The following is a 16,443-nucleotide window of genomic DNA, read 5'->3' as shown; positions in this document are numbered from 1 at the left end:
TGTTTGCGTTTTGGTTATTTTACCAAACATGCCCTGACTGGTTCCCAGCCTCCAGTAGCTTAATGAGAGGCAGAGCCTCTCGGAATACATTCCCAGCCTGGAGGCTGGGAATGAGGCAGAGGCAAAGGAGGCAACACAGGAGTTTGGGCTTAACTTAGAGCCAATGCACCCTTGGATAATAGCGTGGAATGGGATGGAGAAATTCTTGAAGACCGGGAAAATGAGTTTATTTCTTGGGCTTCTGTAGAAGGTGCAGATGTTGATAATTCTGGTTTTGTCCGCTTTAAAAAAGCACCAGGCGATCGCGGCACAGAAGTAAAGATAGCCATTTACTGCTGTTGAAGCAACCAGTCCACCTGCTCAAGTTCATGGGCGAGATGAAAACTAATTTGCAGTTAGTTCTGCGATCGCAGCACGGCAGGTTAATCGCCCAGTGAAATTAGTTCTCGGACGGCGCGTTGAGCCTGATTTGGGTGAAGTGCGAGTAACGCGCTGGGTGGGAACTTTTGGCGTTGGACGCATCCTCAATGGGAAAACAGCCAACAGTCAGATGATCGGTGGGATTATTTATGGCATCGGCATGGCGTTAATGGAACACACGCTAACAGACCCACATCGGGGGCGTGTTGTCAATGCCGATTTAGCTGAATATCACGTACCAGTGAATGCAGACGTTCCCGATATTGAGGTGTTGTTTGTGGATGAACACGATCCACATATCAACCCGCTTGGTGTTAAAGGAATTGGTGAAATTGGGATTACTGGAAAGGCGGCGGCGATCGCTAATGCTGTTTATCATGCTACAGGTAAGCGTGTGCGTGATTTGCCAATTACTTTAGATAAGCTACTGTAGGCATTGGGCGTTAGGAGTTAGGAGTTAGGAGTTTTGTTTATCTCCTTGTCTCCCTTGTCTCCCTTATGTATCACAACATAAAACTTTTCAAACAACCTCTTAGAATTTTGATTTTGGTTTTTAGAGGCGCGAAATATCGCGTCTCTTTCAATAGATAATACAGCAGATTTCAAGGAAAGTGAGGCACACAAGCTAAGTCTCAAAGGCAGGTATAAAGCGTGTTTTAGTCCTGCCCTCTGCCTCCTGCCTTCCTCGATAACTCGAAAAAGCTGGTTCTCTAATCCCTAACTATCACGCTGGCGCTCCACTTAGTACACTACGCAAATAAGTTTAAATCTAAAACCTTAAGCAAATATTAAGCATATTTACTTATATATCTAGAGAAAGTAGTTTAGAAATTGAGAAGAGTATATTGTATAGATATAACAAAATATATTGACAAGTAAAACAATATATGAATATCAAACAGCAAAGACCTAATAAAGCCTATATTTGGGCAAATATTGATTTTGACAAGGTTAAAAATAGAATAGATGCGGTGACTTGCCAGATTGAGCGGGTTATACAAAAGCACCACCTTTTAAATCAAACTGGTAAATTAGGTAAAAGGAATAATTAGGTTATCTGTAGGGTAATGTCTACGATGAGCTACACCCACACACTTTATAATAAGAATTCAGAACGGGCTAAACGCCCCGCTACCGCTAACAGGAGTCAGAATTCAGTATGAATTCTGTACGAGTGGGTAATGAATATTGGTTAAAACCGTACTTCTCTGCGAGACGCTACCGGGAACGTCCTGCTACGCTAACGTTCCCGGTGGGCGGAACTAGTATTAAATATTCAACAATAATTAAAACTCTATCCCTCTATGGGTAGAGTATTCTGTATTCTGAATTCTAACTCCTGGTTTATTTTTAGTGTAGCGAACATACCAGTTTGCACAGCACATTTTAGTCTGCAATTTCTCTGAATGAGATATTTCAAGAATTCAATCCCACCAATAACAAACAACCACCGCATCACAATCTTGGCGAACATCTTCACCCCATAGCCCCCCTTCCAATCTAGTTCTAAGTCGGCGCTTCAGCCGGAAACCATAATCTTCATTCGTGCCATCAGTTATCTCTACTGAGTCAGCTCGCCACTTTTTGCCCAAGTCTAAAAGCTCTGACACTTTTGTGTCTTGGTTCTCTGTCAAAATGTACAGTGTGTCAGCAGGATAAGCAATGAAATGGATGATGCTGGTTTCAGGCATGGGACGATAGTTAGCCATTGCAAGTAGGGTATCGACCATACCACCAAAGCTTAAACCGTTTTCATCTGGTGCAAAGATTGGTTTTGTGAAGAGAAAGCTTGACCATAAATTTCTGTGGTTGGAAAGGTCAGTAATTACCTCTTCGCCATCAAACTCATTGAACCGACGCTGCCAAACCAAGGCAGCAAAGAGTTCTTGGGGAGAATAGGATTCTGCAATCAATTTAATTTTGCCTAAATCAAGCATCACATTTACGGTAAGTAATATTTTTAACAAAACATTTGTAACTACCCTTGCAGTTTATTTACCCAGTGGCTGCTATTCTTATAGTTACTTCGGTCTGTCATAGCAGATAGATTATCCTCGATAATGTTTTTATTTTTGAGCGCTCATATACCATCATGGTAATGTGGGTGCTTTTACTTTATTAAGAAAGGCAGAAGTCAGAGGGCAATATTCCTTGTGCCTCCTGACTTGTTCGCGCGATGTCTGGTGAATGGTTGACTAAGCTGATAATGAAGCTTTAACTTGACCAAAACGGCGATCGCGTCTTTGGTAGCTCAACAAAGCCTGATGAAATGCTTCTCGATTAAAATCTGGCCAAAGAATATCGGTGAAATACATCTCTGTATACGCCATTTGCCACAGCAGAAAATTACTTAACCGCATTTCACCGCTAGTCCGAATCAGCAAATCGGGTTCTGGAGTATCTGCTGTGTAGAGATGTTGTTCTACAAGACTTTCATTCACTTCTTGGGCGCTGAGTTCGCCCTGTTGCACGAGTTGAGCTAGTTGACGGCAAACCCTGGTAATTTCATTGCGGCTACCGTAATTGACTGCAACCGTAAAGTGGATTGCTTGATTGTTTAGCGTCTCTGCCATTGAACGCTCCATTTCTGCCTGTAGAGACTTGGGTAAAGCCGATAAATCTCCAATAAATGATATTCGTACACCTTCTTGATGCATCTGAGCTAACTCGCGGCGTAGTAATCGCTCAAACAAATGCATCAGAAAATCCACTTCTTCAACGGGACGCTGCCAGTTTTCTGTTGAGAAAGCGTAGGCTGTCAACGCTTTGACTCCCCAATCCTTGCAGCAACGCAATAGTTCTTTGAGCGTACTTGCTCCTTGGCGATGTCCAGCGATGCGCGGTAATCCTCGACTGGTTGCCCATCGTCCGTTACCATCCATGATGACGGCGATATGTTGAGGGATTTTTTGGGGGTTTAAATCGGTGGGTAATTTTGATTTGTTATTTGTCATTTGTCCTTTGTCATTGGTCATTTGTTTTTACTAATGAGTAGTTTCAAATAAATCTTGTAAGTACTCTGGTGTGAGGGTGTTGTTCCAAGTCCACAGACGATGCATTGTGTCGGTGAAGGTGAAGAGAAGGGTGGTTTTGTTGGATAATGACCAAGCATTCCAGTTGAGGGTAGCCATCATGCGGCGAAGGGTACGCATGAGGTTGTTGCGCTGATAGTTTGGCGATCGCGTTTTGATAAGTGTGCGTCCAATTCGCATCAACCCAGTATCAGGAAAACTCCAGACTCCAAACCCCCAGAATTTGGTCATGTGGTTGATTTCATCCTGTGCTAGTTCCTCTAAAACATCTTGGAGTGCGCCAGTAGTGTGAGCCATCAACCAAATATAAAGACAGGTTGCACCGTATTCTGTGGCAATGCGGTGTAAACCGTGGCGATATAAGTCTTCGTGAGCGTCATCTGTGGGAAGATAGCTTCTAACAGTCCGAAGTTTTGGGGTTATTTTCTCGCCTGTTAATTGGGTGTAAACCTTGATTAATGCTGGTGTGTGCTGACGTTCTTCCTTTTCCCATAAACCAAGTTCCAGCAGTTCGCCATCTTCACCGATAGTTCCACCAACAAACCGAGCCATGTGAGGATGCAATTTTTCTAAATACTGCCGACTGGTTTGGGTATAGCCGCGAATGGGCGCTTCTGTGTCCATTGCACCTATCAATATAGATAAAAATACCTCTGCGTCTAAACCGATAATTTGATTGCGGTTAATCGTTTGCCAGTCAATAGATTTCCAGGGACGTGGTTGGGGATTGGCAAACTGTATCGGTAAATCTTCCAGACGGTCATGTAGTTTTTCGACTGCAATATATTTGTCTATGAGTGAACGAATGCGGCGCTGTGTTTGCAAGTAACCAGGGCTGGGATGGCTTTGACCTGGTAAGTCTTCTGCAATTGGGCTGAAGGTGTTAAGCATATTTTTATACTTAAATTTTTATCTCTATGCCCAATAGCCTAAGCGATCGCACTTCGTTTTGTCAGTCGGCTGAAGTCGGCAGTTTGATATGATAGGTTTGCAAAAGTCGGGCAAAAAGTAGGTTATGAAAAATTTGGGTTTCAAACCTGTTAGCGTAGCCCATTCTGTATTCTGCTGTATATCAAAGAGATGGAAATAGAGCGATCGCAACTGGGGATAAAATGGTATGATTCGGCTTAAAGCATGATAGTAGCAATCTAATAAGAATTTCTGTAGAGCGGGGATGTTGTCGTTTAACTAACCTGTGGTGAAGCTTGATGTTGCTACTTTTAGTTGACTAGGTGGATGAAATTGGTAACGGAATTAAGTTGAGATTTAAGGGAAGCAAGAATCAGATGACATACCAAAAAATTCCCAAATCGGCGGCGGGAAATGCCAAAACCTCAGAGACAACATCTCAGTTGACATCGAGACCCTTCGCACCGACTACTAAGCAGACGACACCAGCACCAATTCCCGAACAGCAGCAGGATCAGACCGAGGGATTGCAGATTCAAAGAAAGACGAACTTGCTAGAAATCCCTGGTTTAATGGCAGCACCAAAAACAAAGCTATCAAAAGTAATCCAGGCAAAGCTGACAATTGGGGAACCAGGTGATAAGTATGAGCAGGAAGCGGACACCGTAGCGCGTCAAGTAGTGCAACGCCTTCATGCAACCATGCCAAATCAGATCCCAGACATTAGTCAACCCAAGAGTGAATTTGCCCAAAAGATGAAAGCCAAGAGATGGCAGCAATCACGCGGATATGAACAAACAGGAATATCAGCAAATATTCAGCGCCAGACGATGCCAGAAGAAGAACTGCAAATGAAACCAATGCTTCAAAAAAGAATGGCAGCTGCACCAAATTTAGAAGCATCGATAGAACAGGCGCATCGTGGGGGACAGCCATTAGCAGATAATTTTCGCAAACCGATAGTACAAAGAACATCTGACATAGTTATCCAACGAGGGTTAAAAACATTAGAGAGTGTACCATCACGAGATTTGTATGCAGAAGATCAAGCAGAACGTGAGAGACACAAAAGAGATGCAGGAAAATTAAAGGAAAAGATCAAAGAAACTGAACATAAGACTAATACAGAGATGTCCATAGTAAAACCTGGGTTAATATTGGATAAAAGCAAAATATACATTTGGGTAGTAAAAACGATAGACGGCAAAGACGAGATTATCATCGGCGATGAAAAAGATCCAATCACAGGAGACCCAACCCAAGGTCATCCTACCCTTGCAAGAGATCCAGATGCACCTGAAGGTGAAGAAGGTAGCAAAACTGTAGCAGCAAAGACTGCTGGAGAACTCAGTTGGGATAAGGATCTCAACGCATGGATATTGAATAATAAATCAGGTCGTTTCGGTGTCTCACTCCGTCCAGAAATAAAAGATGGAGTAGCAGAGAAACCTTCCTTTGATAAGAGCGTAATGAAAGGTGTGGCGAAGTTATTTAGAGAGCGGATAGGCGATCCTGAATTTAATATAAGATATAAGCCCTGGAGAATAATGAGAGCCGATGGCACTGTAGATAAAGACAAAACTGGTGAATCTTATGAGCTTAAGCCACCTAAAAAGATACCAAAAACTAATAATCCTGAAGAGACAGAGATAACAGAAACTAACGATCCTGAAGAGACAGAGATACTAGAAACTAATAATCCTCAAGAGACAGAGATACCAGAAACTAATAATCATCAAGAAACAGAGATACCAGAAACTAATAATCATCAAGAGACAGAGATAACAGAAACTAATAATCTTCAAGAGACAGAGATACCAGAAACTAACGATCATATATCAAAGAAGGGTAAAATTAGGATTCCTATTTTAAGGGGCAAAGAGATTAGAAGCTCTAAAAAGTTTCCATTTCTCAAGATAAGAAAAAAGTGAGTCTGCGGGGAGGCTTCGATCGCTCACAGACTCGCTAACATAATTTGTAAATAAATTTTAACTATTGATACTTACGCCCTGTGTCAGCAGCGATCGCACTTCCTTTTGTCAGTCGGCTAAAGTCGGCAGTTTTATGTGATGGGGTTGCAAAAGTCGGGGAAAAAGTTGGTTATAGAAAATTTGGGTTTCAAACGTCGCCCTTCTAAGACGACTTTACAAACTTAGAAGAGAGAATTGCAGAGAATGTAGCGAAATTGTTAAAACAAGGGTAGATAAAAGTTGAGTAACAGGATAAATCATGAACGCTTATAAAACATATATCACCATTGCAGATCCAAAGCAGTTAATATTATCTGATTTACCATTTAAAGCAGGACAGAGAGTTGAGGTAATTATTTTGACAGACGATAATCAAAGGGTTACTTTAGCAGAAGAATTAAAAAAGTTATTCAAAGAAATACAAGCGATACACGCAGATAATCCCTTGACTGATGAAGAAATAGCAGCAGGAATTGAAGCCTATAGACGGGGAGAATGAAAGTTATTATTGATACTAATATCGTAGTCTCTGCTGCTATAGCTGATAAAAATCCAGAGGTAGTAATTTTATTTGTGATTGCTAATTCTGCTTTTGAGTGGGTTGTATCGGCAGAGATTATCGCAGAGTATAAGGAACTTTTAAAGCGTCCTCGTTTAAAATTAACTGAGGCACAATACCAAAGATGGGTTTATTTAATTGATTCAGTGACAACACTAATTGATGTGGATGTGGAGGTTGATTTCCCCAGAGATAGGAAAGATGCAAAGTTTTTAGCTTGTGCTATTGCAGCAGGAGCAGATTTTTTTATTACGGGTGATACTGATTTTAATGAAGCGCAAACTTTGTTAAACACAACTATTATTTCTCTGTCTTTATTTAAAAGGTTAGTTTGTGATGTGAGGGAATAAGCTTCAATCTGTTAGGGTGCGTAAGATAGCGGCATAACACACCGTACAAAACTAAGCGATCGCACTATCGTTTGTCAGTCGGCTGAAGTCGGCAGTTTTATGTGATGCACTTGGAAGCATCAAGGAAAAAGTCGGATTTAAATTGTGCTGATTTGATATTGAGGATGAGCTAATCACGATCAAAACAAAGATTTTAACTATAAAAAAGAACGATGTGCTTTTTAAGCTTTTAACACATATTCATATTGTCTTTACGAGTTATCTAGAAAAATTAGAATTTTTACTGAGGTGATTTTCCGTTTCTGGATTCACGATATAAAAGAGTCTTAGAAGCTATTTATTTAGAGGGAAGTAAGAAAATGTCTAAAACACCAAATCTACCAAAGCCACCAAAACCGCCCAAGGCACTAAAAATACCTAAAGTAAAAGTTGTTAAAGGCTACATCAAGAAAGATGGAACTTTTATCAACCCTTATATTAAAGGAATGCCTAAGATTTAATTAACCAACTTTATGTCAGCTATATCAGCCCTCATCCTAAATTTCTAGGTGAGGGCTAATTTATTGTTAATAACAAATATGAACAATCGCCCCTTACGCTTCTGGCAGTTCCCCAAATTGCTGACGGTAACGCTCAAGTTGTTGTTGCACTAATTCTAACTGCTGGCGAGTTTGCTTCTCAACTTCTTCTGGAGTTTGATAGCGATTTCCTTGTCGATCATACCAATACAAAACCTGACGCTGGATATTACCAGATATGTATTGCCCTCTACCAATTCCCAAACCAATTTCTGGCATCCAAAAGGGTTCACCAATTTGCAATTGATAGCTACCATCTACTAAGCGATAAACTTCAAAAGGTTGATGACGGTCTCTTTGCCAATACTCTGGATTATAAATAATGTAGTACAGTACCCCTAACTTGGCATAGGTGTCTAATTTTTTGTCATATTCTCCACCCGGAGTTAAGGAGACAATTTCCAAAGCCAGGATAGGCACAATGTTATTTTCTTCCCAGACAACATAGCTTTTACGAGATTTATCTGCCTTGCGGCGTTCTACACCTAAGCTCAAAAATCCGTCTGGTACAATCGGCACAAGCGGACTAACCCCTGTAGTATGGTAAACGCCCATATCCACGCTGAAAAACCAGTCATTACGGTTTGCCCAAATATATTGCAGCAAGAAGAGAAGCAAGTTAGGAATAAAGTTTTGGTCTTCGTTATCCACAGGGGTATCGTCTGAACAAGGAAGTTCAGCACTACTAGGCAATTGACGGGAATCTGATTTCACCATAAGTAATGATGGTGCTGATGTTACCTAATGAGTTTTATTCTAGACGATTCGACGCGGACGATATACTTTAGGTAAACGTTCTAAGTTAGTGGCAATGAAGAATTTTGATATTCAGCTAGATGAAGAATATGCTCAAAAGCTTGCCTACATTCAACAGGAGGCTGACCAAGATACAGTAGAGGCAATTAAGTCTTCGATTGAACTGCGCTATCAACAACTTCAGCAACAAAAAACAGATCCGTTAGCTAAACTCAAGCAAAGTAAATTTATCGGCTGTTTCAAAGGAGAAACTGACTTGGCTGCTAATTCCGAAGCCATTGTGCGATCGCTAATGCAAGAAAAGTATGATCATCGCTGATACTGGCTTTTTCGTGGCACTTGGGAACCAAAACGATCAATACCATCAATTAGCACTACAAGTTTTAAATGCTCTCAATGAACCACTAGTTACTACTTACCCTGTTATTACCGAAACTTGTTACCTTCTTCTTGCTAGAGGAAGTGGTAACTATGCTCAATGTAGTTTTTTGAGAGAGGTTGCACAGGAAGCATTTGAGGTATTCGACTTACGAAGTCACCATGTTGCACGCATAGTTGAACTCATGGAAAAATATGCCGATTTACCAATGGATATGGCAGATGCCTCTCTGGTTGTTCTAGCAGAACATCTGGGACATGGCCGAATTTTGACGCTTGATCAACGAGACTTTAATACCTACCGTTGGAATAACAGCAATCGTTTCAAGAACTTGCTGCTAAATTTTGAATAAAGTTTGCAAAAGTCGGGAAAAAAGTCGGATTTACAGAATCTTATCCGAAAACTCCAGCAATATAACTGTAGAGTAATTTATAGTTGTCCCTAAAATCTGAACTACCCTTGTCGTTACACAATGGACGCTGAAGCAGCATTAGCATGGTTAGATGCCACAATTCCCCCTCAGACTGGGGAACGGTTGAGCGATTTGCAAAAAGTGATTCTTGTGCAAGTTTGGTTGGGTAGAAAATACTTGGATATCGCTCATTCTTACGGTTGTACGGAAGGACACGCTAAGGATGCTGGTTCTCAGTTATGGAAGTTGCTTTCTAAAGTATTGCGAGAAAAGATTACCAAAAGTAATTGTCGTGCTACTTTAGAGCGAGTTCTGAGAAAAACTACTGCGATATCCAGTCTGATAGATTACTCGCGATCGCCCCAAAATCCCACCCCAAAATTAGAGGATACCAATTTTATTGGACGAACAGCTGCGATCGCTCACTTAAATACTTTGGTAAATCAAGGCTCAAAAGTCATTGTTATCCAAGGTGAAGGCGGTTTAGGCAAAACTACTCTAGCGCAGCAATATCTTCAAACTCAGGGGTTTGACTTGGTTTTGGAACTGCTGATGGCGAAGGAAACGCAGAATATCACCCCCGCCGAACGAGTAGTAGAGGAATGGCTCAAACAAGATTTTGATCGAGAACCTGGGGTAGAATTTGGGGTTACATTGGGACGACTCAAGCGCGAACTCCACAATCGGCGGATTGGGGTGTTAATTGATAATCTCGAACCTGCATTAGATCGACAAGGTGGCTTGATTGCTTCTCACCGCAACTATGTAGAACTATTACGGGTTTTGGCTGATGCTAGGGTGCAGTCTGTTACTCTAATTACTAGCCGCGATCGCCTTTGTGAACCTGGGCTAAATGTGAATCACTATCGGCTTCCTGGTTTAGATGAAAGCGCATGGCAACAGTTTTTTAGCAACCGTGGATTAACCATCAATTCGTCAACTTTGCAAATCATGCATCGCACTTATGGCGGTAATGCTAAAGCAATGGGAATTCTCTGCGGTTCAATTCAGGAGGATTTTGGCGGTGACATGGTTCTTTATTGGCAAGAAAATCATGCCGATCCGTTAGCAGCAACCGACTTAAAAAATTTAGCGGTTAGTCAAATCAACCGTCTGCAATCCCTCGATCCCCAAGCATATCGCTTACTTTGCCGTTTGGGATGTTATCGTTACCAAGATATACCAACTATCCCATCACAGGGATTGTTTTGTTTACTGTGGGATGTCCCACCCGATCAACATCGTCAAATCATCGCCTCCTTGAGAAATCGGTCTTTAGTGGAGTGCGATAAAGGTGAATATTGGCTACATCCGGTGATTCAGAAAGAAGCGATCGCGCGTTTACGTCCCAGCCATGAATGGGAAATTGCTAACCACAAAGCCGCAGAATTTTGGACAACTAGTGTTAAACAAATTGAAACCTTTAAAGATGCTTTGCAAGCCCTGGAAGCATATTATCATTATATAGAGATTAATGAATTTGAGTCGGCGGGTAAGGTCATTTTAAAAAGTAGAAATAACCAATGGCAGCAGTTTTTGCCTCTTGGTAGTACATTGTATCGAATGGGTTTAATTCAACCGATACTTACGGCAATTAATCGAGTCGTTCACAATCTCGAAAATGACCAAAATCTTAGCGAACTTTATAATATATTGGGAGATTTATATTGGATAACAGGTAAAATTAGTCAAGCGATCGCTTGTCAAGAAAAGACTATTACTCTAGCAACCCAAGCACTGAAATCACTTGTCCCTCAGCCAGAAAATAAACATCCAGTTTACTATCTGAGGATGCTAGAAGTTGATTCATTATTAAGTATTGGTCTTTACAAGATAGATTTGTGGGAACTAGAGACAGCCGCAAAATTATTTCAACAAGTAATTTACTTAGCTCAAAATACCGAGCATCATCGCTGGGCAGAGAAAGCTTCAGTTTGTTTAGCTTTGGTGTATTCTTATTTAGGTTTACGCGATCCCTCTTATGCATTAGCAAATGTAGCTTATCAAAATATTACGAACGAGAAACTGGTAGAGCAAACTGGGAGATTTGTCTATTTCATGCAAATTTTGGGTCAAACCTACGTCAATTTAGGCGAATTTTCCCAGGCAAATCAAATATTCCAGCAAGCTTTGACTTTTGCTGAAGAAAGTCACTATATGCAAGTAAAAGCAAAAACTCTCAATGGTTTAGCAGAAATCCATCGACAACAAACAGATTTTACATTCGCTCTTGCTAATCATACAGAAGCAATCGAACTTTTGGATAAAATAGGTGCTAAATGCGATCTAGCTGAAGCTTATTTTCAATTGGGTTTAACTAATCAAAAGATGGTAAAATTTGATGAAAGTCAAATAAATTTTGAGCAAGCAATTCAGCTATTTACTGAAATCAAAGCACCGAAACAAGTTGAAAAAGTTTTAAACTGCGCTGCTCTTTTTTACTCAGCACTGGCTAAACGCCCCGCTACCGCTAACAGCACCCAGCACTGTTTCGGTCAGCGAGACTTATAATCGTAGAAAGCTGGGATAAAAAATCGAGGCATTCGCTTTTGAAAGTGAATGAATTGGGTTAAGTTACATTTATCTTGTCGAAATAGAAATTATTATGTCTTCTGCTCAAGATTTAGGAATAACTTTAGAAGACACACCAGAAGATGTTATATTTCCTCCTGGTGATTTATACAGTGATGAACCACCTTTGGAAACAGAACTTCACTTGCGGCAAATACTGCTGTTGATTCAGTGTTTGGAATGGTTGTGGCAGGAGCGTCAAGATTTCTACGCTTGCGGTAACATGACGATTTATTACAGTCCGCGTCAACGCAAGTCTGAGCAATTTCGAGGCCCCGACTTCTTTGTAGTTTTAAATACCGAACGAAAAATACGCAAAAGCTGGGTAGTTTGGGAAGAAGATGGCAAATACCCAAATGTGATTGTAGAAATTCTTTCCAACAAAACAGCTGCTACTGATAGAGGGTTGAAAAAGGAAATCTATCAAGATATTTGGCGGACTCCTGATTATTTTTGGTTTGATCCGGTAAGTTTAGAATTTAAAGGATTTCATTTATTAGATGGACGTTATCAAGAATTAGAAGCAAATGAAGCCGGTTGGTTATGGAGTCAGCAATTGCAGTTATATTTGGGAGTTTATCAATCGAAATTGCGCTTTTTCACTCCCGATGGAGAATTGACACCCACACCAGAAGAAGTAGCACACCAAGAACAGCAACAGCGTCAACAAGCCGAGCAGCAACTTGCCCAAATGGAATCCATGCTTGCTCGCTATCGGGAAAGATTTGGTGAATTATAGCAAAATGCTAAGTGCTGATTCCCAATCCCCGCGCACTCTTTGCCCAAAACCCCAACTGTTAATCGCATAGCTGCTAGAGCTAAACCCAAAGTTAGATAAGCTCGTTGTGACTGATAGGTAGCGGTAGTTGATTAATTGTCGTAGCATTCATAAAATTGTCACCTGTGGCGAATCATATTCCCCAGACTGATTCTTGTGCAGTAGACTTTCAGCACCATCAACCCGCGCTCGGACAATATAATTTCCTGGCTTGACGTTTTTGATCGGAATATTGATTGCATCAGTGTCTTTAGTCGGTGGTGTAACCAAGAAAGAGTAAGCTACCGGACTATCACCTGATACCTCATTCAGTAGCAAAACTACTCGCTGTGCCTTACCTACTTTGGGCTGAAATTTAACGGTAATTTCTGCTGTACGTAAATTGTCGCCGCTATTTTCTACTTGAGTGACGAATGCTGTAATTGTTGGATGTAAGACAAAAGCTGCAACGTTTGATTCAACTAGATGATTCGTTTCCCCTGCATTGTCCTTTGTTAGATGTACAACTTGGACACTTTGGACGCTTGCGTATAAATCTGGTGGGACTAACAAGCTGATTTGGGTTTCTTTTACTTCTTGAGGTACTAGCAATGTCTCCCTATTGCCGAAACGAACTCGTGTGATCTCACCGCGTAAACGTTTACCACGAATTACTAATGTTGTACCTGTAACAATCATTTGTTGAGTCTTTGCCGGAGCTATAATTTGCTCTATATTCGGTTGAGACAAAGACATCATGTAGAAATCTTCGGGGTTATCAGATTTGCTACTTTCAATTAATACCATTGATGCCAGATAGGTAGCTGAAGGTCGATAATGTGTTTGTAAAGCAGACCATAACTTAGAAGTTTCTTCCATATTAAAAAACTCTGGAGTCAGTTTTATCTGCCCAATTTGTTCAGCTAAATCGGATACAGACACAGTTGCTACAGCTTGCGAAAAAGCACTTGAGGTATTGGTTGTAGATGCATTTATCAAAGTATTTTCAATAATATCAGGTGTGATCGCTGATGTTTTGTGTAATAAATGCATTGCATAGCCCAGTAAAAGCTCTGCCTGAAAATCCTTGGCTCCGTAGGCTGTGAGTAAATAGTGGAGGTCAAGAGCTAGTGGTGGAGTCAAAGAGCGCGGGTTTCGATTAATATGTGAGTGCCTACTCCGAAATTCTTGAGATACCCAATCGACATTGCGATTCTGCGTCACTTGATAGAGAAAAAGGTTGATTTGGGCACGTTCGTCAGCTGCAACTGAAATTCGATCGGGCGGTAGGGCAGTTACAATTACATCGCCAATACTAGCAGCGATCGGATCGCTGACTAAACCATTTTCCAGCAAAACTTTTAGTACTGCTGTCACCGTGGCTATAGAGAGTACATTACTCATCTTGGTTCCTCATGGCAATAGCACATATTAATCATGTACGCCAGAGTACATTGACAGAATATATTTTGCAAAACTTTAAATATTCTCTAGTCCCCAATTGCCAGTCTCCAATACCTTGTCAAATTTGCGTTAACCTAACATCAGGAACAAATTTCAACTGTCAACAAGTCTTAATTTTAAACATTTTATCAAATTGCTAGCATTACTTTTGTGTTAAGCTGAGTATACTTAGGTAAATATATAGTAGCATATATTACTAATATTTATCTAAATTACTCAGCAAAAATCATAGTTGTAATAGTAGTATTATCTCTTGGCTAAAGTTAACATTTTAACGTAACTTAGGATGGGTTGCCCCAAATGAAATCCCCACCTTCTTCAAATTCTTGGAATGGTCGCTTCTTAGGTGATAACCAGCGATACCGTTTAGACAATCGGTTAGGCGGGGGTGGCATGGGAGAAGTCTTCCTTGCAACAGATACTCGTGTCGGCCAGCAGGTAGCGTTGAAGTTGCTCAAAGATACGCTAGTGGCATCACTGGAAATGAGAAAGCGTTTTGAGCGGGAGGTGGCTGTTTGTGCTGCTTTGCAAAGCGACCATATTGTTAAGATTAGTGATTGTGGTGTAACCCCGGAAGGTTTTCCATTTTACGTCATGGAATATTTGCGGGGGCAAACGCTCGGACAATTACTGCTGCGCGAAAAGCGGCTGTCTGTTGAGCGGACAGTGAAGATTATGGTGCAAGTTTGTCAGGGTCTACAGCTTGCCCATCACGGAGTTACTCTCCAACGGGATGGTGGCAAAACTACTGAACATATTCAGGTAGTTCACCGCGACCTGAAACCAGATAATATATTTTTGGTGCCGACAAACTTGGGGGAATGGGTAAAGGTTTTGGATTTTGGTATTGCCAAAATTCGGAGTGAATCTTCAGAAAATTCCAATATTACAAATATAACTAGTACATTTATCGGTACATTTCGTTACGCACCTCCTGAACAAATCCAAAGCGATAAAAACCTGGATGCTAGAGGTGATATTTATAGCTTAGGGATTATCCTTTACGAAATGCTGAGTGCAGCCGATCCCTTTGGAATCAGCATTAAGGGTAGTAATATCAGTGAGGCTTCTTGGGTATTAGCTCATGCTTATGAGCCAGCAAAGCCACTGCGATCGCAACCAGGATGTGAGCATTTACCCGTACAATTGGAAGCGGTGGTAATGAAATGTCTCCAAAAGAATCCAGCTAACCGATTTGCAACAGTAAAAGAACTGAATCAGGCTTTACAAGCTGCTGCCAAATTTGCTACAGATAATACTAGTGTACCCGGACAAATTACTGGGCGATCGCAACCTTCTTCCAATCAAGGCTCAAATCAAGAAACTGTTCCTAGAGGATCGAACGACGAAACGATTGTACGTCCTCCATCTGCATCCAATCAAGGCTCAAATCAAGAAACTGTTCCCAGACAATCAAACGACGAAACAATTGTACGTCCTCCATCTGCATCCAATCAAAGCTCAAATCACGAAACTATTCCCAAACCATTTAACCCGATTAAGCAAAACCAATCTGAGCCAAGCGTTCCTCCCATTCAGGCTGGGCAGAACCAAGGTTTAAATAACGAAACCCTTCCCAGACCATTTAACCCCATCGATCGAAATCAACAGAGTCCTGTGAATAATCCGAACGCCAGCAAACCTGATGTGACGTTATATCAACCGCGGCCAGGATCGCGGCCAGGAGCTAATCAAGGTGGGCAACAAATGCCACCAGATAAGACGTTATATCAACCGCGACCGACATCTCATCAAGGCGGGCAACAAGTACCACCAGATAAGACGTTATATCAACCGCGACCTGCATCTAATCAAAGTAGACTACCAGTGCCACCAGATGTGACATTATATCAGCCGCGACGTGCGTCTAATCAAAGTAGACTACAAACGCCAACGGATGACACTATTTACCAACCAAAGCTAAGTGAACAGCTAACTACGAGAATTACTCCTAATTTCTTGCGAATCGCAGGGATAGTGTTGGCTATTGGGCTGACTTTAGGAGCAATAACCTATATATATACTCAATTCCAATCTGGTAAACAGCCAAGCAATCAGCAAAATTTACCTAATGGCGATCGGCGCATTTAGAGCTAATTAACTAATCAGCCGACACTCCTTAAGGAATGAGAATTAAATAACATACAATTTATATCCCTGGTTTACCTCACCCTCAATCCCTCTCCTTATAAAGGCTACGGTGTACACACAAGTCTGAAATAGTGATTAACCGAAGTTTTACCCCACCCTAACCCTCCCCGATGCATTGGGGAGGGAACTAGATTT

At 41.2% G+C, this 16,443-nt stretch carries 17 protein-coding genes and 1 pseudogene; 12 read left to right on the top strand and 6 right to left on the bottom strand.

Annotated elements, in window-relative coordinates:
• Window positions 1-159 precede the first annotated feature (159 nt).
• From HWQ37_RS09655 to HWQ37_RS09645, 3 genes and pseudogenes are all read left to right on the top strand, one after another.
• Window positions 160-330 (top strand): annotated as a pseudogene (locus HWQ37_RS09655) (SRPBCC family protein); the annotation flags it as partial.
• Between the two features lie 103 nt (window positions 331-433).
• Window positions 434-853: a molybdopterin cofactor-binding domain-containing protein gene (locus HWQ37_RS09650; protein WP_363318097.1), complete on the top strand. Its 420-nt coding sequence runs from the start codon at window positions 434-436 to the stop codon at window positions 851-853.
• A 454-nt stretch (window positions 854-1,307) separates the two neighbouring features.
• Complete coding sequence (locus tag HWQ37_RS09645; RefSeq protein ID WP_292746240.1) at window positions 1,308-1,472, top strand: hypothetical protein; 165 nt, start codon at window positions 1,308-1,310, stop codon at window positions 1,470-1,472.
• Between the two features lie 372 nt (window positions 1,473-1,844).
• Here the strand turns inward: HWQ37_RS09645 and HWQ37_RS09640 are convergent, their stop codons facing one another.
• The 3 genes from HWQ37_RS09640 to HWQ37_RS09630 form a co-directional block, all read right to left on the bottom strand.
• Window positions 1,845-2,387 carry a hypothetical protein gene (locus tag HWQ37_RS09640; RefSeq protein WP_292746238.1) on the bottom strand — a complete coding sequence of 181 codons (543 nt, stop codon included), beginning with the start codon at window positions 2,385-2,387 and terminating at the stop codon, window positions 1,845-1,847.
• 228 nt (window positions 2,388-2,615) lie between these two features.
• Window positions 2,616-3,374 (bottom strand): isoprenyl transferase, encoded by a 759-nt coding sequence (locus HWQ37_RS09635; protein ID WP_292746236.1) that lies wholly within the window; start codon window positions 3,372-3,374, stop codon window positions 2,616-2,618.
• A 30-nt stretch (window positions 3,375-3,404) separates the two neighbouring features.
• Window positions 3,405-4,343, bottom strand: a complete 939-nt coding sequence (locus HWQ37_RS09630; RefSeq protein WP_292746234.1) for a ferritin-like domain-containing protein — start codon at window positions 4,341-4,343, stop codon at window positions 3,405-3,407.
• A 395-nt stretch (window positions 4,344-4,738) separates the two neighbouring features.
• Between HWQ37_RS09630 and HWQ37_RS09625 the strand changes: the two genes are divergently transcribed.
• The 3 genes from HWQ37_RS09625 to HWQ37_RS09615 all read left to right on the top strand — a co-directional run bounded on the left by HWQ37_RS09625 (window position 4,739) and on the right by HWQ37_RS09615 (window position 7,240).
• Window positions 4,739-6,292 (top strand): hypothetical protein, encoded by a 1,554-nt coding sequence (locus tag HWQ37_RS09625; RefSeq protein WP_292746232.1) that lies wholly within the window; start codon window positions 4,739-4,741, stop codon window positions 6,290-6,292.
• Between the two features lie 298 nt (window positions 6,293-6,590).
• Window positions 6,591-6,830 (top strand): hypothetical protein, encoded by a 240-nt coding sequence (locus HWQ37_RS09620; protein ID WP_292746230.1) that lies wholly within the window; start codon window positions 6,591-6,593, stop codon window positions 6,828-6,830.
• Window positions 6,827-7,240 carry a putative toxin-antitoxin system toxin component, PIN family gene (locus HWQ37_RS09615; RefSeq protein ID WP_292746229.1) on the top strand — a complete coding sequence of 138 codons (414 nt, stop codon included), beginning with the start codon at window positions 6,827-6,829 and terminating at the stop codon, window positions 7,238-7,240. The genes HWQ37_RS09620 and HWQ37_RS09615 overlap by 4 nt, the downstream gene beginning before the upstream one ends.
• Before the next feature lie 51 nt (window positions 7,241-7,291).
• Here HWQ37_RS09615 and HWQ37_RS09610 read toward each other — a convergent pair whose 3' ends face one another.
• Window positions 7,292-7,417 (bottom strand): hypothetical protein, encoded by a 126-nt coding sequence (locus tag HWQ37_RS09610; RefSeq protein WP_292746227.1) that lies wholly within the window; start codon window positions 7,415-7,417, stop codon window positions 7,292-7,294.
• 182 nt (window positions 7,418-7,599) lie between these two features.
• Here HWQ37_RS09610 and HWQ37_RS09605 point away from each other — a divergent pair, with 182 nt between their 5' ends.
• Window positions 7,600-7,740, top strand: coding sequence for a hypothetical protein (locus tag HWQ37_RS09605; protein WP_292746225.1), 141 nt, complete (start codon window positions 7,600-7,602; stop codon window positions 7,738-7,740).
• A 93-nt stretch (window positions 7,741-7,833) separates the two neighbouring features.
• On the opposite strand, the gene HWQ37_RS09600 is transcribed toward HWQ37_RS09605, so the two are convergent.
• Complete coding sequence (locus HWQ37_RS09600; RefSeq protein WP_292746223.1) at window positions 7,834-8,535, bottom strand: Uma2 family endonuclease; 702 nt, start codon at window positions 8,533-8,535, stop codon at window positions 7,834-7,836.
• Window positions 8,536-8,629: 94 nt separating this feature from the next.
• Between HWQ37_RS09600 and HWQ37_RS09595 the strand changes: the two genes are divergently transcribed.
• The 4 genes from HWQ37_RS09595 to HWQ37_RS09580 all read left to right on the top strand — a co-directional run bounded on the left by HWQ37_RS09595 (window position 8,630) and on the right by HWQ37_RS09580 (window position 12,675).
• On the top strand, window positions 8,630-8,893 hold the full coding sequence (locus tag HWQ37_RS09595; protein WP_292746221.1) for a CopG family transcriptional regulator: 264 nt from the start codon (window positions 8,630-8,632) through the stop codon (window positions 8,891-8,893).
• A complete protein-coding gene (locus HWQ37_RS09590) occupies window positions 8,880-9,305 on the top strand; it encodes a type II toxin-antitoxin system VapC family toxin (protein WP_292746219.1) in 426 nt (141 codons plus the stop codon). Before HWQ37_RS09595 ends, HWQ37_RS09590 begins: the two co-directional genes overlap by 14 nt.
• Before the next feature lie 120 nt (window positions 9,306-9,425).
• Complete coding sequence (locus HWQ37_RS09585) at window positions 9,426-11,876, top strand: tetratricopeptide repeat protein (RefSeq protein ID WP_292746217.1); 2,451 nt, start codon at window positions 9,426-9,428, stop codon at window positions 11,874-11,876.
• A gap of 94 nt (window positions 11,877-11,970) precedes the next feature.
• The gene (locus tag HWQ37_RS09580) at window positions 11,971-12,675 is read left to right on the top strand and encodes a Uma2 family endonuclease (RefSeq protein ID WP_292746216.1); all 705 of its coding nucleotides are present in this window, start codon (window positions 11,971-11,973) and stop codon (window positions 12,673-12,675) included.
• Between the two features lie 147 nt (window positions 12,676-12,822).
• On the opposite strand, the gene HWQ37_RS09575 is transcribed toward HWQ37_RS09580, so the two are convergent.
• Window positions 12,823-14,097: a Pvc16 family protein gene (locus HWQ37_RS09575; protein WP_292746214.1), complete on the bottom strand. Its 1,275-nt coding sequence runs from the start codon at window positions 14,095-14,097 to the stop codon at window positions 12,823-12,825.
• A gap of 360 nt (window positions 14,098-14,457) precedes the next feature.
• Between HWQ37_RS09575 and HWQ37_RS09570 the strand changes: the two genes are divergently transcribed.
• Complete coding sequence (locus HWQ37_RS09570) at window positions 14,458-16,248, top strand: serine/threonine protein kinase (RefSeq protein ID WP_292746212.1); 1,791 nt, start codon at window positions 14,458-14,460, stop codon at window positions 16,246-16,248.
• The last annotated feature ends 195 nt before the right edge of the window (window positions 16,249-16,443 follow it).

Source organism: Nostoc sp. NMS4, from assembly GCF_017115095.1.
GTDB lineage: Bacteria > Cyanobacteriota > Cyanobacteriia > Cyanobacteriales > Nostocaceae > Nostoc.
The sequence above is the reverse complement of the archived record's forward strand: the minus strand, read 5'-3'. Positions and strand labels throughout refer to the sequence as shown.